Source organism: Lelliottia sp. 7254-16, from assembly GCF_002922995.1.
GTDB classification, from domain to species: domain Bacteria; phylum Pseudomonadota; class Gammaproteobacteria; order Enterobacterales; family Enterobacteriaceae; genus Enterobacter; species Enterobacter jeotgali.
The window spans coordinates 85,134-105,866 of the sequence record NZ_PQVS01000018.1 but is presented as its reverse complement, the minus strand read 5'-3'; the positions used below and the strand labels follow the sequence as shown (position 1 = coordinate 105,866).

The window sequence follows — 20,733 nt, the reverse complement described above, 5'->3', positions numbered from 1 at the left end:
AACTGACTTTTATCATCAGAAACCTAATATTTGTTTATGACGATATTATTTGTCCGTAAGCCAAACTTAAAGGATGTGCTCGATTTTTATTAAGGATAATAAATATCAAAACTTAATGATGAGATTTAAGATAACACAAGGAGGGATCATTGATTTATAAATAATCAATTGAGATCACCGTTTTCCCTCTTCCGCTTCGTTTGGCATCATATAACGCTTTGTCGGCACGGGTGAGCAGGGAAGAGGTATCGCGAGGCCCGCAACCTACTTCAACCACACCCGCACTGAAAGAAAGAATCAGCGATTTATCCCCAACCAGCATCGGTCGTTCCAAAAGCATAGCGCGTAACGTCGATGAAAGCGCCATCGCCGCCTCGCAGTCTGCCTCAGATAATAGAAGTAAAAACTCCTCACCGCCAACCCGGCCCAGGGCCGCGTGCGTCGGACTCACTTCGCGTAACCGATCGCAGAAATGCACCAGCGCGGTATCGCCGACCTGATGGCCCCACTCATCGTTAATCTGCTTGAAATAATCCAGATCGAACATCAACACGCAGAAATGCGTTTGATTACGCTCCATCGCCGCCTGGAGCTGCTGCAAAATGGCCGAACGATTAAAGCATCCGGTCAGATCGTCAGTTGTGGCTTTCAGCGCCAGTTGCTCCTCGGCCTTTTTGCGCTCGGTAATATCCAGGCCAATATTCAAAATAGACCCATCAGGCAGCAGAATATTCGACCAAAGGATCGTGAGCGGTGCGCCGTCTTTTCTGATGGGGTGCCATTCGTACATGTCTTTCAGCGGCGAAACATGCACTGAATCACGCACTCGCCGCCGCACTTCCGGGTCGGGATAAAACAACGCCAGCGGATCGGGGTGCAGATTAATTTCCGCCATGCTCCAGCCAAACACCTTTTCACACTCCACATTCCATAGCACGCAGCGATTACGCCGATCGAAAGAGTTCATTAATACCGGAGCACGTTCGAACAGGGTTTTATATTGCGTCACAACAAGCTGCATTTCCCTGGACGTTCGTTCGCGTGAAATCATTTCGGCAAAATAATCTTTTAATTTTTCGACCAGCACCACGACCACATTTTTCAACGTCGGTAACGCACATAATCGTTGCGAAAAACCCAGGAAGAAATAGCCGTTGCAGCTCCCATCACGAGAAGACAGTTTGCAAAGCACACCGCTTTGTAATTGCAAATAGCCGGGATGCTGGGCAGTAAAGAGCAATTTCCCGACATTCTCTTTCCAGTAAATAGCGCGCCACGAGCGGTGATGGCGCTGCAAAAGCGTGCTGGCCAGAAAATCGGTCACTTCAAAAGAGTGGCAGATGACATCCCCCGCGCAAACCACGCGCGGCGGGCTGATATCGTCATCCACGCTCACCCACGCCAGCGATGAACCCAGCGAGCGATTGATGATTTCCAGCATATCAGCGAGCGAACACTGGGCCGTTAACTGCGGCATCAGTTTTGCTAAAGCATGCAACGCCTGCATGCTGTCGTTAACAATATCGCGGCATGTCTCTTTCATCGGTTTTATTCGCAGGTCATTGATTCATAGAAATCAGGCGCAACGAATAACTCAGGATTCGAATAATCTCATTGAGACAATTTATTCCAGGTATCGCATAACTATGTAAAAAATTGCATGTGTGTGTGAATAATAAGTGACACCAGAGAATAAAAAGTAATGAATTCAGTAGCCTGAATTATTAATTGTGTATATTTATTTATCCGTTCAAGCATAAGCCATAGGTTTAATACTGTAAATATTGTACAGACGCCGCAACAGTGTAGAGACTTTTCTATCTCAATGAATTTCTTATAAAGACCGCCTCGAAACCATTATTAGCCTGCAAAGATATATTCTGCATACCCATTATTTTGCTTTGAATGGTTAAAAAGCGCACATTTTTACGGCAACAAGTCTGGCGAATAAAACAGCGAATGTGATATAGTTCACATAAATTTTGTAACGCGAAACACTGTTTCATTGTTGTTTGTCTGCTATTCGAGGATGGGTTTTATGGCGACCATTACCACCAGCATGGTTTTATTGCGCTGGCCGTTGTTGAGTGCGGTTTTGATGTTTTTAGCCAGCACGCTGAACATTCAATTTCGTAAGTCTGACCTCGCGGGTTTGGCGGTAATCAGTACCCTCCTGGGGCTGGGCGCTGCGTGCTGGTTCGCGACGGGGCTGCTGGGCATTACGATGGTGGACGTAGCAACAATCTGGAGCAACATGAAAGTGGTGATGGTCGAAGCGATGAGCCACACTCCGCCAGACTGGCCGATGGTGATTACCTGATATTGCGCGGTCTGGTGCCCTCACCCCGGCCCTCTCCCACAGGGAGAGGGAGAAAGAAGTTCCTCACCCGGCGTCAGGGAGAATACCGGACTGTCCCCTCTCCCTGTGGGAGAGGGTTAGGGTGAGGGCACCCGGCGTCAGGGAGAATACCGGACTGTTCCCTCTCCCTGTGGGAGAGGGTTAGGGTGAGGGCATCCGGCGTCAGGGAGAATACCAGACTGTTCCCTCTCCCTGTGGGAGAGGGTTAGGGTGAGGGTGAGGGCATCCGGCGACTCAAAATATCCCCTTTTGTCTCACCTTCTTCATCTTCTCCGTCGGGGCATCCACCTGACTCAAATCCCGCTCTTCCGCACCATTCGCCGTGCGTTCTGGTTCCGGTGCACCGGCCATTTTCCCGGCCATTCGCAGCTGCTGTAAAACCAGCTTTTGCTGTTCCATCAGCGGTTTTAGCGCGGCAATTTCCGCATGGATTTTCTGCAACTGCGCCAAATGTTCCGCAGAGGAATCGCTCTCCTCGGGCGCAGCGACCTGCGGCGAAAGTTCGCCGAGCAATTCCGCCAGCGTCAATTCTTCGCGCCCTAAAGATTCCGCCACATGACGGCACAGCGTCGGGTCCATCAGGTGCAGCTGCAAACCGGCCAGGTAGACGTTACGGTGGAAGGTGCGGATCTCCATATTCGTATCGTCAATGCTGGCAGCGTTGTCCACGGACTGATGCCATTTTTGCAGCTCTTGCATCGCGCGCAGATCCGCGCGCGACTGGTGGGGCGTCAGGTGCAGGGACAGATTGACGCGGCGAATCTGTCCCTTACGCATCGTCACCCACCTCAGCCATTAACGGCTCGTCGATCGCCTGCGCACCGGCATCAGAGTGATACAGGCAGATTTCACGCGACAGCGCGCTCTGCGGATTTTCAATGCTCACCACACGCTCGCCCAGCGTTGCGTAGACCTCGCGAATCGCGCCTTCAATCAGATGCGCACCGCCGCCGACCAGATACACACGGTTCGGGTTCTTGGCGAATTTTTTCGCTTCGTAAGCAACCTGATCGCCCAGCTCCTGAATTTTGATTTCAATCTTTTCGAGGATCTCGTCGATACGCGATTCATCGTTAATCACGCTTTTCACGAAGTTAAGATCGCTGCGGCGCTTGATCAGTTCGTTAGCGACCAGATAGCTGGAGTCGCTGTCGGCAGCGGCCAGCAGCTTGCGCGTCGCGTCTGTGACCATCGCCACGCCAATTTCGTTGTTGCCGTAAATGGCCGACACGTCGTCGAACTCACCGATTACCACACCCATATCCAGGGTGGTGCCGCCGCAGTCAATCACCAGTGATTTGGTAAATTCATTGACGTTCGAGTTGAGCAGATGCGACAGCGCCGCAGGCAGGCTCTCTGGCATCACCTGCACGTCGACGATACGGAACAGTTCGCCTTTGTTCAGAGAGATGTCGCGCATCAGATTCTGGCGCTTCGCTTCGATGCGCTCTTCATTACGCTGGCAGTCGTCCGGCTTATAGAACTGGGTGATCGGCAGGGTCACAATCACCTCCACGTCACACGGCGTGACGCCGGTCTGAAGCAGCGCGTGATGCACCGCCAACAGGTTTAAATCGTCGTATTGGTAGTCGATGTGGGTGGTCGAGAGCGCTTTATCCGAAGTGGCATCGTAGGTGTATTTGGTGGTGCCGATGGTGTAGTTATGCACCGCCTGGCCACGCAGCAGCGCCGCGCTTTTCCAGTCTTTGCGGAAAGAGTTCGGCGATACCACGGTTTTGAGGGTGCCGTTTTCAATCCAACTGATTTTTACGTTGGTAGAGCCATCGTCGATAGCGAATTTTTTACAGATCTGGGTCATGGAAGTAGTCTCAATCGTTCTGAAAATAAGGAGCGGTGTCAGAGCACAGCCTCGTCAGTTAAGAGGCGGCGGGCACCGAGATAGTGGTCCTGCCAGAAGTTATCGGAAAGCTGGCTGATGCGAATATTCAGGCCGGTGCGCGGGGCTTCGATAAATTTGCCGTCACCGAGATATACGCCAACGTGATCCGCACCGGGGCGCTGGTTGATGTTGAAGAACACCAGGTCGCCACGGCGTAATTTGTCCTGCTTTATCTGGCGCAACGTGCGGTCCTGATACATGCCGTTGGCGGTGCGCGGCAGGTTGCGGCTCAGCACCGGGGTGAACGCGTAGAACACCAGGCCGCTGCAATCAAAGCCCTGCTCCGGCGTTTGGCCGCCCCAAACGTAAGGTTTGCCAAGCTGCTGATGCAGCAGTTGAATCACTTTTTTCAGCGAGGCCTGCAGGCGCGGGCTGATTTTCTCGCCAGGCAACGGTTCCCAGATCATATCCGTGGAGAGTTTGCCGGGCTGCCAGCGCTTGTGCATTGCCAGCTGTTCACGGTTTTGCACGCGTTCAAGGCGTTTTGCTTCGCTCTGCTTACGCTTTTGCTCTGGCGTCACCGGCACCACGGCAATGCGGGTGCGCGATTTTTTCAACAGCGCCGCGCGATTGCGCATTCGGGTTTTGGCGGCGCTCTCTTCTTCAGGTACCGCCTCGCGGCGCGGAGCGGCTTCTGCGTGCGCCGTGCTAGCGACAATCAGGGCTGCGGCCAGCGCTACGCGGCGTAAAGTCTGGAGTGTTATAGAGGTCAACATCACTAAATCGTCTATTTTTTCTGCGAGAGTTTATCGATAATCGGTTTGATCACTTTCTCGCCGTGCTGACCAAAGAACTGATAAAGCGATTCGCTCGCCGAGTGGGTCAGCACCATGATTTCAATGCGGCGGTTCGAGGAGCTGAGTGGATTTTCCGGGTCGATCAGCATCTGGTCGGCCATTCCGCTCACCTGCAAAATTTTGCCCGGTTCTAGACCGGCTTTCGTCAGGACTTTGCGTGCCTGCATCGCTCGCTCACCCGACAGATTCCAGTTGTTATAGAGATCCTGGTCGCGGAAACGCGTGGAGTCCGTGTGTCCGGTGATGATAATTTTGTTGTCGATCTTATTGAGTGCCGGAGAAAACTCCGTCAGCAAACGCGTAAAGAACGGCGTCAGGATCGCGCTGCTACGCTGGAACATCTCGCGCTTCTGATCGTCGGTGATCAAGATCCGCAGCCCCTGCGGCACGATCTCCATTTTCAGATTCGACTGCGCATCGTAGGCCGAGGTGATCTTCATGATGATGCGTGCCAGATCTTCGATCTCTTTCTGAGAACGCTTGTTCACGTCCTCCAGGCTTTCGCCTTTTATTCCTGCTGTTGCCGCAGCTTGTTTCTGTTGCTGTGCTTTTTTCGCCTCGCGATCGCGGGTTTCCGTGACCGCGATTTTGCCACCGCTACCGTGGGGCTGAGTGATAGGCGTCAGGGAATGGCCTTCAAACAGGGCTTCGCCGTTGAGCTGAGAGACAATCTCTTTACGCTCTTCTTCCGTCACCGATCCCATGATCCACAGCACCATAAACAGCGCCATCATCGCCAGCGTAAAGTCGGCGAACGCCACCTTCCACGCGCCGCCATGAAACGCATCGTGGCTTTTGCGCGACGAGCGTTTGATGATGGTGGTATGTTCTTTTCCGCGAGTGCCGCGCATCAGGATTCACCCGTCATCTGGTTCACCCAGCCGTCGAGCGTGGCGAAAGTCGGTTTGGAATCCAGCGGTAGCATTTTACGTCCGGCATCCACCGCCAGCAGCGTCGGTTTGCCCGCCACGTGATTGACCAGCACGGTACGCACGCATTCGATCACCGCGAGCTGTTTTTTGGTGTTCTGTTCCATGGCGTTCGCCACCGGGTCCATCAGGCAGTAGCAGAAGAAAACGCCGAGGAAGGTCCCCACCAGCGCGGCCGCCACTTTGACGCCAATCACGGCGATGGAGCCGTCAATGGACTGCATGGTGATGATGATCCCCAAAACGGCGGCGCAGATCCCGAAGCCCGGCATCGCCTCGGCGGTACGCTGCAAAGAACGGGACGGCTGAAGAAGGTTCTCTTCCATCGCCACCAGTTCCTGCTCCAGAATCCCTTCCAGCTCGTGCTCGTTGATCTTGCCCATCGCCATCAGGCGGAAGTTGTCCGAAATAAAGGTGATCAGCGCTTTGTTTTGCAGGATCAGCGGATATTTCTGGAACAGCGGGCTGCTATCCGGTACTTCAATATGGGCATCCAGAACCTTCAGACCGCCGTCCTGCACCAGTTCCAGCAGTTCAAACAGCAGCATTAAAAGCTGGCGTTGATACTCATCGGTGTACTCGTTTTTGCGCATGATGCCGCGAAACTGGCGATACATTTCCGCCAGTACCGGACGCGGGTTCGCAAGCACCATTGCCCCCAGTCCCGCACCGAGAATGATAATGATCTCACCCGGCTGCCAAAACGAGGCCAGACGTCCACCGGACATAAGAAAACCGCCGACGACGCAGGCGAAAATAATGAAAATACCGAATAACTTTTGCATATACCTTTCACTTCACTTCTGGAAAAAACACTGGATCTTTTGAGCGATCTTTTTATTAAGCTGGCAGACGCGCGCCTCGGTCAGATCGAGAACCAGCGCGATTTCTTTCAGGCTCATTTCCTGCTGGTAATAGAGCGTAAGGATCAGTTGTTCACGCTCATCAAGACTCGCCAGCGCAGCCTTTAGGGTGCCGCTGATGACCATTTCGTCCTCCAGCGAGCGGGTATTGAGACTGCCGTGCAGCGCATCCTCACCTAATAATTCATCGAGACTTTCCAGCGACCTGGCGCAATCCAGCAGTAAATACTCGTGGTACTCTTCGGCAGTGATGGACAGTTGCTGGCTAAGATCGTCAAACGTCGGCGTGCGGCCAAGCTTGCGCGTAACCTCACGGATAGCATCGTTAATCTTATGGCTCTTCTGGCGCAGCCGACGCGGACGCCAGTCCAGCTCGCGCAGCTCATCCAACACCGCGCCACGAACGCGCTGTGCGGCATAGGCCCCAAACTGCTCATCGGGGTGACCATAACGACGCAGCGACGTCAGCAGACCCATCAGGGCGATCTGCTCCATGTCTTCTTTATCCATCACGCTGCTGGTTTGCCAGGAGAGCTGTTTCACCACCCGATGCACTAACGGCAAATACGCGTTAACGTATTTCGCTTCGTCAGCCGGGCTCAGCGCTTCATCAGCAATAAAATCCATCATTTCAGTCGAGTACCGTTAATTACTGGAAAACCATTTTGCTGATGATCACGTCGTTAAACGGCATACGCGTATTGAGGCTTTCAAAGCGCGCCGTGTACGCATTCATCAACGTGTCGCGCAGGGATTCCACGCTCATTTCACGCACTGCGTCGTAGTTCATGGCTGACAGTGCATTGACGGTCGCGCCACGGATCGCCGGGGACATCTCTTCTGCACGCAGGGTGTTGGCCGGTGAATCAGTGGTCAGCGCCAGTTCCAGCAGCAGGTAGCGCTCGGAATCACCTGGGCTTTTTAAGGTCACGACCACGTTCTTGATTTCGACAAACTCCACCACGTTCTCTTTGGACGAGCTGAACAGGTCAGAAATAATGGAGCGCTTATGTTCGTCCTGGCTGAGCAGGTGCGTGCCCATGACGGTCAATACGGCGGCGAATGTTGCTGCAATCAGGGCAATTACCAGCCCTAAAGAAAAAGTCTTAATAGTCATAGTTAAACCGTCAGTAATACCGAATCATCTTTACCGCCAGTGGACTGTGCGTCCTCTGCGGCAATCTCTGCCCCTGCATCAGGCGTATCCGACTGAGTGGGCAGTTGCTGTCCGCGTCCCTGCTGCTGTCCGGACTGGGTCGACACCTGCACGTTCACCTGAACAAAGTTTTGCTCCGTCAGGCTCTGGCGCAGTTCATTGCTGATCTGCTGTAGCGCACGCACCGTCTCGCTGTTGCTGGCGCTTATCTGCACCTGCATACGGCCATTTTCGATATGCAGTGAGATATCCACTTTGCCCATTTCCGGCGGATCGAGGCGGATCGTGGCGTGCTGCACCTGATTTTTGACCTGGATCTGCAGACGATCGTTAAGCGCGCTGTGCAGCTGTTGCGCCCATTTGGTTTCGTCGGCGTCCAGTTTGACCGACGGCAGATGGACCGTTTGCTTATCCATTACCGTTGAAAACGTCTGTCCGCTCGCCGTCGGCTGACCTGCGGCGGGCAGCACCTCGGCCAACGTTTTCACCACGTCTGTGGCAAGCGGTTTGCCGAGTTCAGCCACTGGTTCCTGCGCCACGGCTACCGGTGCGGGTGTGGCCGTTGTCGGCTGTAACCCGCCAGACAGCGGCGAAAGCCCCGCCGACAGCGTCTGCATCTTCAGCGCTTCGCCGGTTTGCGGTGCCGCTGGCGCAACATTCAGCGTTTTCACCGGCATAAGGCTTGCCATCAGCAGCGTATCCAGCAGCGCCTGCGGCGGCGTTAACGCGTCCGGCGTCTGGACTTCGCTTCCGGCAGTGTGTGTCGGGGCGTCATCGTCTTCGTCGGTGTCCAGACCCGCCAGCACCATCATGGTGTCACGGTTCTGCTCACCGCCGATCAGGGTATGGATGATGTTAAGCAGCGCATCGTTGAACCCCGCAGGCATCGGTTCGCCGGACACCGTTCCCGGCAGCGCCACCGCGCTGGTATCTGTCACCGGCAGAGCCGGGGCGATCGCGCCCGGTTCTGTGGTCGCAGGCGCAGGCGAAAGTGACGAAAGCAGCAGATTCATCAGCCCGCCTCTCCTACATCCGCAAACTGCGCGTAGGCGCTGGCACCTTCGCGATTACGGCGCGCGCGGGCCATGTTCTGTTCAAGCTCATCGCGTTGCTGCTGGCAGTATTGGCTCACCTGCTGATGCACCAGCTTCAGCGCCATTAATGCCTCACGTTTTTCTGCCGCCAGCGTCTGGCCTTGCAGCGACATCAACAGCCCCGCAATCTGCGCATCGACGTCCTGCATTTTCGGCCAGTCGTGCTGGCTGGCCGCATGCTCCAGGGAACGCGCCAGAAAACGCATAACCTGTAGATCATCCATTCTGCTGCCCCATTTTTTCCCAGCCGTCCTGCAAGTTACTGAGGATCACTTCAACCTCTTCAACATGCTCGACGGAGAGCTTATGGCTGGCGTCATACAGGCGATAAACGCAGTAGTCGTAAAGGTTCGCCAGGCTCAGCGCCAGCTCGCCCCCTTTGTCAAAGTCCAGCGCGCTGGTCAATGCGTTCAGGATGTCGATGCATTTATTAATGCTCTGGACTTTGCGGTCATAGCGACGCGCTGCGATGTGACTCTTCGCGCGGACCAGCTCATCCATCAGGCCGTTAAACAGCATCAAAACCAGTTGATGCGGATTCGCGGCTGCCGCCTGAATGGCTAAATCGGACTGCTGGTAATGGCCGAAGCCCTGCTGTTCATTCCCGTACATAAAAGCTCTGATTTCCTTAAGCTAAACCAAACATACTCATGGTGTTGTTCATCTGTGACATGGCCTGCTGCAACTGGGTGAATTGCTTCAGGTAGCGGTTATACGAGGAGTCATAACGCGTATTCATGGCATCCGTTTTGGTGTCGATATCGCTCTGCTGACGGTCAAGCACGTCCTGACGCCCTTTCAGCAACCCGGTGTTCGAGTTGAGGTAGCGGTCGAGGGATTTGTCCATCTTCGAGATCAGCCCCTCTTTGCCATTGAACAGGCCGGTCAGCGCTTGCGGGTCGGCAGTCAGCGCGGTGTCGAGCTTTTTGCTGTCGATTTCCAGCTTGCCGTCTTTATCCGCCGTGATACCGAAATCGGACATCCGCTTGCCGCCAAACACGGTACGGAGCACGTCATTCAGTTCGCGATCGAGCGATGCCATCGTCGAGTCGCCCGCAAACGCGCCGCGTTCTTCCCCGTCACCGCTGCCGCTTTTGGTCAGTTTTTGCAGCGTGTCCTGCAGGGTGTTGTAGGAGTCAATGAAGGTCTGGAGCTGCTCTTTGGTGCCGGTGGTGTCCGTGCCGATGGTAATGGTCAGCGGTTTGTCGGCTTCGGTCTTCGACGTCAGCTCGATAGTGACCCCTTCGATGAGCTTATCCAGCGTGTTGCTGCTGTTGGTGAACTCCATCTCGCCCATGCGGAATTTGGCGTCTGCCGCTTTCGAGATCTCTTTGGCGTTTGCCGAATCAAAACCAGACGTGCCGCCGACCGTGACTTTGTTCGCGGCGCCGCTTTCATCGCTGCTCAGCATCAGGGTAACTTTGCCGTCGGTACGGATAAGCGATGCGGTGACGCCCGGATTGTCTTCATTGCCGTTGATGGCTTTGGTCAGATCGCTGAGGCTGCTGACGCTGTCCATATCGACGGTAATGGTTTTCGCATCCGCCCCTTCGCCCAGCGTGATGTCCATCGTGCCAGTAGCGTTTTTGATCGACTCATCCGTCAGATCGCCAAAGCCTATCTGATGGGCGGACGCCAGCTGATCGACCTCAATGTTGTAAGTCCCTTTTTGCGCCGCAGAGTTCGCCGTAACGTTGGCAATCCCTTCACGGTTGAGGGTCGCGACGTTTTTCAACATCCCGTCATTGGTGTTGTTCAGCCCTTTAATGGCGCTGCGGAAATCGGTCAACGCGGTGCGAAGCGCATCCAGTGCTTTTTTCTGCGACGTCATCGTTGCTGTTTTGGTCTTCAGCTGATTCTGGATCGCCATGATGTCGTAGGACGCCAGCGACTGGGCCAGCGACGTCGGGTCAATGCTGCTGAAATCTGCCATAGTAGTTGTCTCCTTTCGCACCTGTTGCTAAACCATGCTTAGTTAATGCAACCATCGTGCCAATTTTTAAATTGTATTAATTCAGTGAGTTACGAATTACAGGGAAGGCAACTTTCCCCGGATGGGAAAAGGAAGGAAGGGGAAAGGCCGCAAACAAAAACACCGCCTTACAGCGGTGTTTTCGTAGAAAGTGGTCGGGATTAGCCCAGCAGGGACATCACCATACCGGACATGCTGTTGGACTGCTTCAGCATGGACATGCTGGTTTGCGCCAGCATCTGGTTGCGGGTCATGCTGGATGCTTCAGACGCGAAGTCAGCATCACGGATGTTACCCAGTGCCAGGTCGGTGTTGTCTTTCATGTTCGCCAGGTTAGCCGCGGTGTGGCCCAGACGGTTGATGTTTGCACCCAGTTTAGAACGCAGGGTACCGACTTCAGAAATCGCGCCTTCTACGCTTGTGATCATCGCCTGTGCGCCAGAAACGGTGGTCAGGGCATCAGCAGTTTTCAGTGCACCCATGCCGCTTGCGCCAGTCACGTTATCCAGCTCAGTTTTCACATCAACTTTCAGATTTTCGCCCTGTGACGCACCGATCTGGAAATTCATCTCTTTGCTGAACTTACCGGTAGTACCGAACAGGTTTTCGCCCGCGTATTTGGTGTTGTCCATAATGTTGGTCAGTTCAGCATTCAGTTCGTCCATTTCGGACTGCAGCGCAGCGCGGTCTTCCGTGCCGTTGGTGTCGTTCGCTGCCTGTGTTGCGAGGTCTTTCATGCGATACATGATGTTGCTCACTTCATCAAATGCGCCTTCAGCGGTTTGCATCAGAGCAGTTGCGTCAGAGATGTTGCGCTGAGCAACCGCCATACCGTTGCTCTGTCCCTGAAGGCGAGTCGCGATTTGCAGGCCAGCGGCATCGTCTGCTGCGGAGTTGATACGTTTACCGGTACCGAGGCGTTCCATCGCAGTGGACAACATGCTGTTGGATTTATTCAGTGCGTTGGTAGAAGCCATGGAAGATGCGTTAGTGAAAATAGAAAGTGCCATGTGATTAATCTCCTTGTGAACCTGTTCGTCAGGTCCTTCTGTCTGGTACTCAAGTAAAACGACACACACCAATGGAGAATTAAATCGGATATGAAAAAAAATTAAAAAATCACTTCTATAAGAAAAAACCTAGTTTTATTAATAAGCGCATAAATTGCGAATACAAATTAAAAACCAATGCGACACATTCATTCCTTAACTTAAATCCAACTTAAAAATAGTTAATGTTTTTTCTTTTCAAAATGTAACTATGTTTTTTACAGATGAAAAAATAAAAACATGAAATTCACATAACCGAACAAACCATTAATATAAAAAACAACAACAGATCACTATTAACGTTTAACGATTCTCATTAATGCTTATCCAGATAATTAACTTAATAATTTGTTGCACATCACACTTTTATCGCGTAGAAATGTGTCACGGAAGAGAAACTTCCTAATCTCATCCCAGAAAAGGCGGAAAATGACTGGCAGTAATGCGTCTTTCCGCAGAGCGAAAATCCTGATTACACCGTAATACCGCTCAATTTTTGCATAATCTCCGCAGGCAAGCGGCAATTCTCAAATGAATTTTTAACGGAATTAATGATTAATTTACATTAAGCATTGTGCGCCGTTCCCGCACGCTGCCCGGATGATTTATTGACTCAGGAGTGGCCATTTACCACCAATTGCCATGAGAAAAAAATATTCTACCGTTAATAACTGGTTAGTTGATTTACCCTCTGGTTCACTCATTAGTTTAGTGACAGGTGAAAGAAAACGTCTGGGTGAATATCAATTAAAACTATTAGACGTACTTCTTGAAAATGCAGGAAAAATTCTCACTCGAGAAGAATTAACTACGCTGGTATGGGAACGTCGGGTGATTGGCAATAATAGCCTACCCAATGCCATTCATGCTTTACGCTCAGCGCTGGAAGACGACGGAAAACAGCAAAAGATTATTAAAACTATCCCTAAAAAGGGGTATTTGCTGGAACAGGCCTGGTGTCGCTTTGTTGAAAAAGAGAGTGAAGAAATCGATCTGCCGGAAACGGAGATCGATGGGTTTGTGTTGCCGACGCTCATTTCATCCGATGAAAACAGCGTCGCCGATGAACCAGACACCGCAGCTGAAACCGATGACATCGCCGAACCGATGCCCGTCACGCCTCCCGCGTTGCTCGAATTGCCCGTCGTTGAATCTGCTAAGCCGCGCTTTCAGCATCCGCTGATCACGCTGGTGATATTGCTGGTAGTGATCGCTATCAGCGCAGCCGCTGGCTGGCAGTACGCCAACAACCAGGGACCAAAGATTGTCGCAGAAGAACAGGATGTCGAGGTTTACAGCAATATTCATGTGTACGAGCTGTCCGAGTCCAACCGTCTGGCAATGAATAAAGAAGATTTTTACAGCAAAATCAAAGATACGCTGTACGCCATTAACCAGCAGATCAAAACGCAGTCCGTGACGATGACGGTCTATTACCAGAGCGTCGATCAAACGCTGAATTACACGTTTGCCCTGAAAAGCCGCTGTGATAACAAGCAACTGGCGATGGCCATCTACCACTGGCGTATCGATCCCACCCAACTGAACAACCTGATACTGCGCGAAACGAGGAGAAAAATCAGTGAGATGGAAACCTGTTCTTAACTGGAAAGTGGCCCTTTCCTGCTTTCTCCTTGTAGCGCTCGCTTTTGCCGGGCTGCGCATTATCCAAACGCCCACAGCTCCGCAAAGCAATGTGGAAGGTTTCATGCAGCTTGGGTTTTATGACCTAATGTCGAAGCGTAAAGAGATTTACGACTCCCATATGCAGACGGTTAACGGCTCGATAATGACCACCATCACCAGCCCGAATGACAATCGTTTTGTGCTGAAGGGCAAATTTACCGCCATCAATAAACAGAACAGCAGATTGTTTTTTTCCTACACCCCCATCTATTACAGCACCGCGCAAAAAGGGCTGATGATTGATGGCCTGGTGGATATGCTGCTGCACATTGATGTCTGGATGCAGCCGCTAAATGTCGGTAATCAGCAGTTGGTCGTCGGGCAGAGTGGCGCGATCTTTTTGTATCCGTTGAAGAAGTAACGCCCCTCACGCTGGCCCTTTCCAGCGGTAAGGGAACCGATTGAGCGATTTGCCTCTACAGCGTTCGTACTTTAGTTGAAGTCACTGATTATCGAGTTGCTCAATGCGTACCGTTGGCGTTTATGTTTATGACGGGCAATATAGCCACCCCATCCACATAAAACACATCCGAATTTGTATAAGAATAGACGCGCCCGGTGAGCTTCACATTCACCGTGCTTGCATAACCGGTGACAGCGGCGTTATCTGTATCTGTCACAAGGAATGGCTGACGTCCTGAAATAATATTCATCACCTGTGCATCATCAGCAATCGGGCCGTCAAGATAGTACCGATATACGTCTGATACCGTCGCGCCTCCTCCGCTGTATTTTGTTATGTACAACCAGACGTTACCGGACACCTGCTTTTTGAATGCCAAACTGTCGTCGGGCTGGCCGTTGATGTAAAACTGGTAAAACAGAAAGCCCCCAACCATCAGTGCAAGCGCAATTGTCAGCAGCCGGTGAAGCCACTTAATAACCATTCTCCAGAGCATAATCTATTCCTTGTTTTATCCAGAACTGGTCATGAGGATCATCACCATAAGGGGGTCTTCCATACCATGCGCCCCAATTAGGCCGTGATGTCTTTGCGTGTGATTGCGCCCAGCCCGCGCCGATTAACAATGTATTTGCCGGTATTCCTGCGGAAAAACCCGCCGCACCAAAGTTAAAATTCCCGAAGTTCTGAAGCGTGTGACTTTGCTGCTTATAATCCCACGGCCCGTGATTACGTACCATCTGATAAAACCAGTAATATGTCGGAGGCAAAGCCATGTTACGCGACTGGCCGTGGCTGCGGGCCTCCCGCATATTGCTGCATAGCAGCCACGTCCCCGGCGAGGGCATATAAGGCAGAACAGCCATAATTATTTCCTTATCAGTTCAAAAAGTGACAAGGAATGTTTTACACCTGTTATTGCCGAATTTATGTAAGAGATGATGAGGTGGTATTAACCAACATTAGTGCGGGATATATAAACTAAATGAGCTATTTGCGAACAAAAAGTTTTTGAAGAATGGGGCAGGAAAATCCTCACCCCAATAAATTCTTCACCGTCGCCATATGCACATTTCCCTGTGCCGCCAGCGCTTGCGACAGCAACCCAAACTGCTTCCCGCTTCCGGCCAGGGCATCTCCCAGTGCGCGCGCCGTGTCGAGGGCTTCGCCGGGTGTGTAGACCGTCGACATATCCTGAATGCGCGTCGCCACGCGATCCTGATGAAAATGCAATTTGCTGCGCTCGCGGGTGATTTGGTCCAGCGTCTGCTGCAACTTCTTACCGTCGCCACGCTCCCAGCGGGTGGCGAGCTGGCCGATCTCATCTTCACGACTGGTTTCCGCCTGCGGGGCCAGCAAAGTAAAGGCATCTGCCGGGAAATGCTGACCTTCGCCGCGCACGCTGAGATGCTGGCTGACGCGTGCCCAGCGGGCTTCGTCCACCTGGAAAGCAACTTTCCCTTCGGGAGCTAGCGTAGCGTTGATGCCCAAACGGCCCAGGCCCACATTCAGATGAGCGAGTGCCTGGCGCGGGGACGACTGCGCAGGCAGCGCCACGGCGGTGAGTTCGCGCTGGCCGCCACCAAGCTGAAACACCAGCGTCTCGCCCTGCGGCTGCTCCAGCAGTTTTTCGACGCCCGGCAGCGTGAAGTTGACCTGGCTTTTTTGCTGGAGGGTGATGTTGAAATTGCGATCGATCGTCCCGCCCGACAACTGTCCGCGTTGATGCAGCAACGTGTTCAGGGACGACGGCGCAGAACCGCCGTCACGCCCGTTCTGATGACGCAGCACCAGCAGCTGCGTTTCGGCTTCTGACAGATAATTATCCGCCTGCTGAACCGCCGTCAGCTGCTGATTGAGCTGTACGTTATAGCGCAGCGGTCGGCGCGAAAGCAGCGCCGCTTCCGGGAAAGCAGGCGTTGCACGATGCGTGCTGGCGACACGTTCCGGGCGGGCGATCTGCGCCGGTGCCGTCCTGACTGCGGACGGCGTGCTGGCGGCGGTGGTGGTTTTTAATCCTACCTGCATAACTATTACAACATGCTGAAGAGCGAAAGCTGACTGATCATGCTGTACGCTTTGTTAGTGACCTGTACCGAGTTGGAGTACAGCTGGAGATTGATACTGGTGGTTGCCCAATCGGTATCCGACAGGTCGCGCACCACCTGATCGTTAGCGGTGCTGACGTCCGTATGTGCATCGCCAAGCATCGTCAGCCGGTTTTGACGCCCACCCAGATCGGTAAACATCGCCGCCACTTTGCCCTGCGTGTCGGAAGAGAGCGTCAGCATCTCGTTCATCTCGTCCTGATAATCGCTGACCGGAATGCTCGGGTCCTGCATTTTCTCGCTCAGCGATTTCAGCTTGTTCAGCATCTCCAGATCGTTACCGTTGCCAAACGCCTGCACGACGTTGGTGTTTTCGGTGACGCTCACGCCGTTGGCGACGGTGGTTTCACGCGAGCCTTCGTTGCCTTGGTAGATGTATTTACCCTGCGCTTCATCCCAGACCACCGGTTTGGCGTCGGTTTTAGTCCCAGAGAACAGATAGCTTCCACTCTCGTTCTGGGCGTTGATTGACGCCACCAGCGAGTCCAGCATCGACGACAGTTCAGCGCCAAAGCCCGACATATCTTCGCTGCTGTGGGTGCCGTTGGCCGCACCCAACAGCTTATCGTTGAGCGACAGAAGCTGATTGCTCATCGCCGTGACGTGCGCTTCCTGGCTCGCCAGAGAGCCGCTGAGGCGCGAAATGTTGCTCTGATACTGCTGAATAGCCGACTGTTCGCGGTTGAGTTGCACCAGACGCGTGGCGGCAACCGGATCGTCCGACGGAACGTTGATTCGCTTCTGGGTCGCCATTTGTTCCATCAGCTTGCTCATACGCGTGCCGTTGACGCCAAGCTGCGCCATCATGGCGTCGGAATTATAAAGACTACTGATTCGCATAATTTTTTCCTTAACAACCGTTAAAACAGGCCTAACAGGTCGGTAAAAATCTGGTTGCCAGTGGCAATCACTTTGACGTTGGACTGGTATGCCTGCATGTAAACCTGCAGGTTAATCGCCTCTTCGTCCTGGTTGACCGCGCTGAGGTTGTTGCGCTGCAGCTGCGCCTGATCAAACACCGCCTGGGCGGCTTCCAGTTCGCTCTTCGACTGTTTACTGGCGATACCGATGTTGGAGATGATCGCCGCCGCGCCTTCGTTCAGGCTCATATTGCCCATTCCGCCGATATCGACCTTTTTGTTTTTCAGGTCGATCAGCGCCTGCAGGTTGTCGCCGTTACCCTGTTCGTCCGGACTGCCGGAGAGCGCCAGTTCGTCGGGCTTGAGATCGTTAACCTGCAAAATGCCCGCCGGATTGGTGAGGTCAAAGGTAAACAGCGGTTTACCCGGATTGCCGTTTTTGTCGAAACCCTGCGCCAGCTGATCGTTAAACAGCGTGGCGACGGTTTCAGCCATCCCCTGCACCGAAGCCTGCATATCCGCCAGTTCGCCGGTTTCGTAGTCGTACAGCGCACCCAGTTGGCCGCCCGTCGACGGGTTAAGCGAGAAATCGCTGCCGGAAAATTTCAGGTTTAAGACAGAGTTACCGTTGGCGTCAGTGGTGGCGCTGAGCTGCCCGGCCACTTTGCCGCTCACCAGCGGCTGACCGTTTTTCATCGACACGGAGTAGCTGCCGTTGCTGTCTTCCGTGACCTTCACATCGCTGTAGGTGCTGAGCTGTTTCACCAGTTCGTCACGCTGATCGCGCAGGACGTTGCTGTTGCCGCCGGTGGAGTCCATCTCCATGATTTTTTTGTTGTAGTCCGCGATCCCGGCGGTCAGGGTATTCATCTGATCGACCATGGTGTTGCGCTGGTTGGTGACGGACGTTTTCTGGCTGTCGATGAAGTCGTTCATGTTATTGAAACGGGTCGCCAGAGACTGCGCCTGGTTCAGCAGCTGCTGGCGGTTGGCTTCACTTTCCGGCCCGGCGGTTAATGCGCTCAGGGCCGAGAAGAAATCATCCAGACCGTTACCCAGACTGGTGGAATCCGTGCCAATGACCTTTTCCAGCGAGCTGAGATACTGGTTACTGATGCCGTAATAGTTGGCTTTGCTGTTGCTCTGCCACACCTGGCCTGTCAGATATTGATCGGAAATACGGCGGATACTGTCCACCTGCACGCCCGCCCCGGCGGACATCCCGCCCGGTCCCAGCGTGGAAACGGAGCTTTGGATGATGCCCTGACGGCTATAACCCGGCGTCAGTACGTTGGAGATGTTCATGGAGGTCACGCTCATCCCAAACTGCGCTGCCTGCAAGCCGCTAAAGGCAATGTTAATCATGTTCATGGATTACTCCTGCCCGCGGCGTATTACCGGAACGACGGGGGGCGTTAATGTCTTCGGATGTTCCTGTAAAGCGACCATACTCTGCGAATTCTTAAGCGGCGCGCTCTCCTGCGGGCCGAGCTGAGTAATGATCATCTGAGCAATGCCCGTGCTGCGCTGGGATGCCAGCTGTGACGCCAGTTTGTCGTCGTAAAAATCGCGCATCATCCGCTGCTGTTTGCTGTCGAACGGATTGTTATCCACCAGCGCTTCGGAGGCTTTACGCATTTGCTGGAGCATCGAGCGCAGGAAAATGCCTTCGAACTGCTCCGCCGCCTGCTCCAGATTCTGTGGTTTCACCTGGCCGGTAAAATCGCCGGGCAGGACGCTGGTCTGCGGTTTGATGGCCTGTAACATTGTTTCTCCTTAAATCACAACCAGTTCGGCATCCAGCGCACCCGCTTCGTGCAGGGCCTGCAAAATCGCCATCGTGTCGTCCGGCGACGCGCCGAGGCTGTTGATGGTATTCACAATGCTGCGCAGGCTGGTGCCCGCGGCAATCGTCACCATCTGCCCATTGCCGCGATTCACATCGACGTCGCTTTGCGGTGTAACCACCGTCTGGCCCTGGCTGAATGCGCCCGGCTGGCTGACGTTGGACGATTCGCGAATGGTCACGGTCAGGTTGCCGTGCGACACCGCTGCCGCGCGGACCACCACACCATCGCCAATCACCACGGTTCCCGTGCGGGCGTTAAACACCACGCGCGGCGGCTGTTTTCCGGCGTTGATCTGCACGTCTTCCAGCATCGACATAAACGCCACGCGCTCACCCGCCGACAGCGGGGCGTTGACCGTCACATTGGTGGCGCTTTGCGCGGTCGCCGTACCGGAGCCAAACGCGCTGTTCAGCGCCACCGCCACGCTGTTGGCGGTTTTAAAACTTGGGCGTTTGAGGTTAAGGATCACCTGGTTGTTCTGCTGAAAATCGGACGGCACTTCGCGCTCGACGGAGCCGCCATTCGGCACGCGGCCCACGGTTGGGGTGTTAATGGTCACGCTCGACCCGCTGTTGCCTTCGGCTTTCACACCGCCGACCACCACGTTGCCCTGCGCCAGGGCGTAGACTTCACCGTCGGCCCCGCGCAGTTGCGTCAGCAGTAACGTCCCGCCGCGCAGGCTTTTGGCGTCGCCAATAGAGGAAACGGTGATGTCGATACTTTGTCCGCGCGCATAGCCCGGCGGGAGCGTGGCGCTGATCGCCACCGCAGCGACATTTTTCACTTTCGGATCGATTTTGGTCGGCAGCTGGACGCCAAACTGGCGCAGCATGTTGGTCACCGACTGGCTGGTGAATTTCACCTGGTTTTTATCGCCGGTGCCGTCGAGGCCGACCACCAGGCTGTAACCCACCAGCTGGTTGCCGCGCACGCCCTGAATATCGACCACATTTCCCAGGCGTTCTGCGGTGGCTGCCGTCGTCCACAGCAGCATCAGAAATAGCATTGATTTACGCATCGCAGACTCCATTAAATCGGGAACAGTGGATGGTTGAAGAAGCGCGTCAGCCAGCCTGCGGAGTTGGAGTCGCTGAGCGCCCCGCGTCCGGCATAGGAGATACGCGCGTTGGCGATCCGCTGGGAGGAGACCGAGTTGTCGCGTTCCACGTCTTCCGCGCGCACCAGTCCGGTGACGCGCATGTATTCATCGCCTTGATTGAGGGTCAGCCATTTTTCACCGCGCACCGCGAGCACGCCGTTGGGCAGCACTTTGTAGACCGCCACGGTGATGGCCCCGCGCAGGCTGTTTTGCTGCTGGGAGGTGGCGTTGCCGTTGAAGTTGCGGCTACCGTCAATCGAGCCGGACAGCTTATCCACTGAGTGACCAAAGGCTTCCGGCACGCCAATCGAGACGTCGTTTTTCTTGCCGAAATTGGTCCGCGCCTGTTTGCTGGCCTGGGTGGATTCGTCCAGTTTCACCGTCAGGATGTCGCCCACGCGATAGGCGCGGCGGTCCTGCGTCAGGGACCAGTTATAGTTGCCGTTATACAGCCCGCCGCCCTGCACTTTGGTGGTCGGCATGGAGAAATCTTCTGGCGGCGCATAGGCCGCGTCATCTTTTTGCACTAACAGCGCCGGGCTTTCACACCCGGCGAGCAGCAGCGCAAACATTCCAATAACTAACTGCTTTTTCATTTCTTTTTCACT

The 20,733-nt window shown here is 53.9% G+C and carries 24 protein-coding genes; 3 read left to right on the top strand and 21 right to left on the bottom strand.

What is annotated here, in order from left to right; genetic code table 11:
* Positions 1 to 154: 154 nt before the first annotated feature.
* Entirely contained in the window at positions 155 to 1,543 is a 1,389-nt protein-coding gene (locus tag C3708_RS19990) for a sensor domain-containing diguanylate cyclase (protein ID WP_103947471.1), read from the bottom strand.
* A 495-nt stretch (positions 1,544 to 2,038) separates the two neighbouring features.
* Between C3708_RS19990 and C3708_RS19985 the strand changes: the two genes are divergently transcribed.
* Positions 2,039 to 2,320, top strand: a complete 282-nt coding sequence (locus C3708_RS19985) for a YjcB family protein (RefSeq protein WP_103947472.1) — start codon at positions 2,039 to 2,041, stop codon at positions 2,318 to 2,320.
* 273 nt (positions 2,321 to 2,593) lie between these two features.
* Here the strand turns inward: C3708_RS19985 and C3708_RS19980 are convergent, their stop codons facing one another.
* From C3708_RS19980 to C3708_RS19925, 12 genes are all read right to left on the bottom strand, one after another.
* On the bottom strand, positions 2,594 to 3,136 hold the full coding sequence (locus C3708_RS19980; protein ID WP_103950064.1) for a hypothetical protein: 543 nt from the start codon (positions 3,134 to 3,136) through the stop codon (positions 2,594 to 2,596).
* A complete protein-coding gene (parM, locus tag C3708_RS19975; RefSeq protein WP_095280400.1) occupies positions 3,129 to 4,178 on the bottom strand; it encodes a plasmid segregation protein ParM domain-containing protein in 1,050 nt (349 codons plus the stop codon). The genes C3708_RS19980 and parM overlap by 8 nt, the downstream gene beginning before the upstream one ends.
* A gap of 38 nt (positions 4,179 to 4,216) precedes the next feature.
* Entirely contained in the window at positions 4,217 to 4,975 is a 759-nt protein-coding gene (locus C3708_RS19970) for a C40 family peptidase (protein ID WP_095280399.1), read from the bottom strand.
* Positions 4,976 to 4,986: 11 nt separating this feature from the next.
* A complete protein-coding gene (lafU, locus tag C3708_RS19965) occupies positions 4,987 to 5,907 on the bottom strand; it encodes a putative lateral flagellar export/assembly protein LafU (RefSeq protein WP_103950063.1) in 921 nt (306 codons plus the stop codon).
* Positions 5,907 to 6,770: a flagellar motor stator protein MotA gene (motA, locus tag C3708_RS19960; RefSeq protein ID WP_095280397.1), complete on the bottom strand. Its 864-nt coding sequence runs from the start codon at positions 6,768 to 6,770 to the stop codon at positions 5,907 to 5,909. Before motA ends, lafU begins: the two co-directional genes overlap by 1 nt.
* Before the next feature lie 12 nt (positions 6,771 to 6,782).
* Positions 6,783 to 7,478, bottom strand: a complete 696-nt coding sequence (locus C3708_RS19955) for a FliA/WhiG family RNA polymerase sigma factor (RefSeq protein WP_095280396.1) — start codon at positions 7,476 to 7,478, stop codon at positions 6,783 to 6,785.
* A gap of 19 nt (positions 7,479 to 7,497) precedes the next feature.
* The gene (gene fliL, locus C3708_RS19950) at positions 7,498 to 7,965 is read right to left on the bottom strand and encodes a flagellar basal body-associated protein FliL (RefSeq protein ID WP_103950062.1); all 468 of its coding nucleotides are present in this window, start codon (positions 7,963 to 7,965) and stop codon (positions 7,498 to 7,500) included.
* A 2-nt stretch (positions 7,966 to 7,967) separates the two neighbouring features.
* Entirely contained in the window at positions 7,968 to 9,017 is a 1,050-nt protein-coding gene (locus C3708_RS19945; RefSeq protein ID WP_103950061.1) for a flagellar hook-length control protein FliK, read from the bottom strand.
* On the bottom strand, positions 9,017 to 9,322 hold the full coding sequence (gene fliT / locus C3708_RS19940; RefSeq protein ID WP_095280393.1) for a flagellar protein FliT: 306 nt from the start codon (positions 9,320 to 9,322) through the stop codon (positions 9,017 to 9,019). Before fliT ends, C3708_RS19945 begins: the two co-directional genes overlap by 1 nt.
* Positions 9,315 to 9,710 carry a flagellar export chaperone FliS gene (gene fliS / locus C3708_RS19935; protein WP_095280392.1) on the bottom strand — a complete coding sequence of 132 codons (396 nt, stop codon included), beginning with the start codon at positions 9,708 to 9,710 and terminating at the stop codon, positions 9,315 to 9,317. Before fliS ends, fliT begins: the two co-directional genes overlap by 8 nt.
* A 16-nt stretch (positions 9,711 to 9,726) precedes the next feature.
* Positions 9,727 to 11,031 carry a flagellar filament capping protein FliD gene (gene fliD / locus C3708_RS19930; RefSeq protein ID WP_095280391.1) on the bottom strand — a complete coding sequence of 435 codons (1,305 nt, stop codon included), beginning with the start codon at positions 11,029 to 11,031 and terminating at the stop codon, positions 9,727 to 9,729.
* Between the two features lie 200 nt (positions 11,032 to 11,231).
* Complete coding sequence (locus C3708_RS19925) at positions 11,232 to 12,080, bottom strand: flagellin (RefSeq protein WP_103947476.1); 849 nt, start codon at positions 12,078 to 12,080, stop codon at positions 11,232 to 11,234.
* A 681-nt stretch (positions 12,081 to 12,761) separates the two neighbouring features.
* Here C3708_RS19925 and C3708_RS19920 point away from each other — a divergent pair.
* On the top strand, positions 12,762 to 13,724 hold the full coding sequence (locus C3708_RS19920) for a transcriptional regulator (RefSeq protein WP_103950060.1): 963 nt from the start codon (positions 12,762 to 12,764) through the stop codon (positions 13,722 to 13,724).
* Positions 13,702 to 14,166 (top strand): hypothetical protein, encoded by a 465-nt coding sequence (locus tag C3708_RS19915; RefSeq protein ID WP_095280388.1) that lies wholly within the window; start codon positions 13,702 to 13,704, stop codon positions 14,164 to 14,166. The genes C3708_RS19920 and C3708_RS19915 overlap by 23 nt, the downstream gene beginning before the upstream one ends.
* 100 nt (positions 14,167 to 14,266) lie before the next feature.
* On the opposite strand, the gene C3708_RS19910 is transcribed toward C3708_RS19915, so the two are convergent.
* From C3708_RS19910 to flgH, 8 genes are all read right to left on the bottom strand, one after another.
* On the bottom strand, positions 14,267 to 14,704 hold the full coding sequence (locus C3708_RS19910) for a hypothetical protein (protein ID WP_103950059.1): 438 nt from the start codon (positions 14,702 to 14,704) through the stop codon (positions 14,267 to 14,269).
* Positions 14,682 to 15,074: a polymorphic toxin type 44 domain-containing protein gene (locus tag C3708_RS19905; protein WP_103950058.1), complete on the bottom strand. Its 393-nt coding sequence runs from the start codon at positions 15,072 to 15,074 to the stop codon at positions 14,682 to 14,684. Before C3708_RS19905 ends, C3708_RS19910 begins: the two co-directional genes overlap by 23 nt.
* Positions 15,075 to 15,243: 169 nt before the next feature.
* Positions 15,244 to 16,236 carry a hypothetical protein gene (locus C3708_RS19900; protein WP_165790633.1) on the bottom strand — a complete coding sequence of 331 codons (993 nt, stop codon included), beginning with the start codon at positions 16,234 to 16,236 and terminating at the stop codon, positions 15,244 to 15,246.
* Between the two features lie 5 nt (positions 16,237 to 16,241).
* Positions 16,242 to 17,156, bottom strand: a complete 915-nt coding sequence (gene flgL / locus C3708_RS19895) for a flagellar hook-associated protein FlgL (protein ID WP_095280385.1) — start codon at positions 17,154 to 17,156, stop codon at positions 16,242 to 16,244.
* 20 nt (positions 17,157 to 17,176) lie between these two features.
* Positions 17,177 to 18,547 (bottom strand): flagellar hook-associated protein FlgK, encoded by a 1,371-nt coding sequence (gene flgK, locus C3708_RS19890; protein ID WP_095280384.1) that lies wholly within the window; start codon positions 18,545 to 18,547, stop codon positions 17,177 to 17,179.
* Positions 18,548 to 18,550: 3 nt separating this feature from the next.
* Positions 18,551 to 18,943 (bottom strand): rod-binding protein, encoded by a 393-nt coding sequence (locus C3708_RS19885; RefSeq protein ID WP_095280383.1) that lies wholly within the window; start codon positions 18,941 to 18,943, stop codon positions 18,551 to 18,553.
* A 9-nt stretch (positions 18,944 to 18,952) separates the two neighbouring features.
* Complete coding sequence (locus C3708_RS19880; RefSeq protein ID WP_165790686.1) at positions 18,953 to 20,044, bottom strand: flagellar basal body P-ring protein FlgI; 1,092 nt, start codon at positions 20,042 to 20,044, stop codon at positions 18,953 to 18,955.
* An 11-nt stretch (positions 20,045 to 20,055) separates the two neighbouring features.
* The gene (gene flgH, locus C3708_RS19875; protein ID WP_095280381.1) at positions 20,056 to 20,721 is read right to left on the bottom strand and encodes a flagellar basal body L-ring protein FlgH; all 666 of its coding nucleotides are present in this window, start codon (positions 20,719 to 20,721) and stop codon (positions 20,056 to 20,058) included.
* Between the last annotated feature and the right edge of the window lie 12 nt (positions 20,722 to 20,733).

What these genes read in the sequence shown, in the direction of transcription:
- parM (WP_095280400.1), bottom strand. Translation starts at nt 4,178, where the DNA reads ATGACCCAGATCTGTAAAAAATTCGCTATCGACGATGGCTCTACCAAC.
- motA (WP_095280397.1), bottom strand. Translation starts at nt 6,770, where the DNA reads ATGCAAAAGTTATTCGGTATTTTCATTATTTTCGCCTGCGTCGTCGGC.
- C3708_RS19985 (WP_103947472.1), top strand. Translation starts at nt 2,039, where the DNA reads ATGGCGACCATTACCACCAGCATGGTTTTATTGCGCTGGCCGTTGTTG.
- C3708_RS19955 (WP_095280396.1), bottom strand. Translation starts at nt 7,478, where the DNA reads ATGATGGATTTTATTGCTGATGAAGCGCTGAGCCCGGCTGACGAAGCG.
- flgL (WP_095280385.1), bottom strand. Translation starts at nt 17,156, where the DNA reads ATGCGAATCAGTAGTCTTTATAATTCCGACGCCATGATGGCGCAGCTT.
- fliS (WP_095280392.1), bottom strand. Translation starts at nt 9,710, where the DNA reads ATGTACGGGAATGAACAGCAGGGCTTCGGCCATTACCAGCAGTCCGAT.
- C3708_RS19920 (WP_103950060.1), top strand. Translation starts at nt 12,762, where the DNA reads ATGAGAAAAAAATATTCTACCGTTAATAACTGGTTAGTTGATTTACCC.
- C3708_RS19880 (WP_165790686.1), bottom strand. Translation starts at nt 20,044, where the DNA reads ATGCGTAAATCAATGCTATTTCTGATGCTGCTGTGGACGACGGCAGCC.
- C3708_RS19945 (WP_103950061.1), bottom strand. Translation starts at nt 9,017, where the DNA reads ATGAATCTGCTGCTTTCGTCACTTTCGCCTGCGCCTGCGACCACAGAA.
- C3708_RS19970 (WP_095280399.1), bottom strand. Translation starts at nt 4,975, where the DNA reads ATGTTGACCTCTATAACACTCCAGACTTTACGCCGCGTAGCGCTGGCC.
- C3708_RS19980 (WP_103950064.1), bottom strand. Translation starts at nt 3,136, where the DNA reads ATGCGTAAGGGACAGATTCGCCGCGTCAATCTGTCCCTGCACCTGACG.
- C3708_RS19925 (WP_103947476.1), bottom strand. Translation starts at nt 12,080, where the DNA reads ATGGCACTTTCTATTTTCACTAACGCATCTTCCATGGCTTCTACCAAC.
- C3708_RS19885 (WP_095280383.1), bottom strand. Translation starts at nt 18,943, where the DNA reads ATGTTACAGGCCATCAAACCGCAGACCAGCGTCCTGCCCGGCGATTTT.
- C3708_RS19990 (WP_103947471.1), bottom strand. Translation starts at nt 1,543, where the DNA reads ATGAAAGAGACATGCCGCGATATTGTTAACGACAGCATGCAGGCGTTG.
- C3708_RS19910 (WP_103950059.1), bottom strand. Translation starts at nt 14,704, where the DNA reads ATGCTCTGGAGAATGGTTATTAAGTGGCTTCACCGGCTGCTGACAATT.
- flgH (WP_095280381.1), bottom strand. Translation starts at nt 20,721, where the DNA reads ATGAAAAAGCAGTTAGTTATTGGAATGTTTGCGCTGCTGCTCGCCGGG.
- C3708_RS19905 (WP_103950058.1), bottom strand. Translation starts at nt 15,074, where the DNA reads ATGGCTGTTCTGCCTTATATGCCCTCGCCGGGGACGTGGCTGCTATGC.
- C3708_RS19900 (WP_165790633.1), bottom strand. Translation starts at nt 16,236, where the DNA reads ATGCAGGTAGGATTAAAAACCACCACCGCCGCCAGCACGCCGTCCGCA.
- fliD (WP_095280391.1), bottom strand. Translation starts at nt 11,031, where the DNA reads ATGGCAGATTTCAGCAGCATTGACCCGACGTCGCTGGCCCAGTCGCTG.
- flgK (WP_095280384.1), bottom strand. Translation starts at nt 18,547, where the DNA reads ATGAACATGATTAACATTGCCTTTAGCGGCTTGCAGGCAGCGCAGTTT.
- fliT (WP_095280393.1), bottom strand. Translation starts at nt 9,322, where the DNA reads ATGGATGATCTACAGGTTATGCGTTTTCTGGCGCGTTCCCTGGAGCAT.
- fliL (WP_103950062.1), bottom strand. Translation starts at nt 7,965, where the DNA reads ATGACTATTAAGACTTTTTCTTTAGGGCTGGTAATTGCCCTGATTGCA.
- lafU (WP_103950063.1), bottom strand. Translation starts at nt 5,907, where the DNA reads ATGCGCGGCACTCGCGGAAAAGAACATACCACCATCATCAAACGCTCG.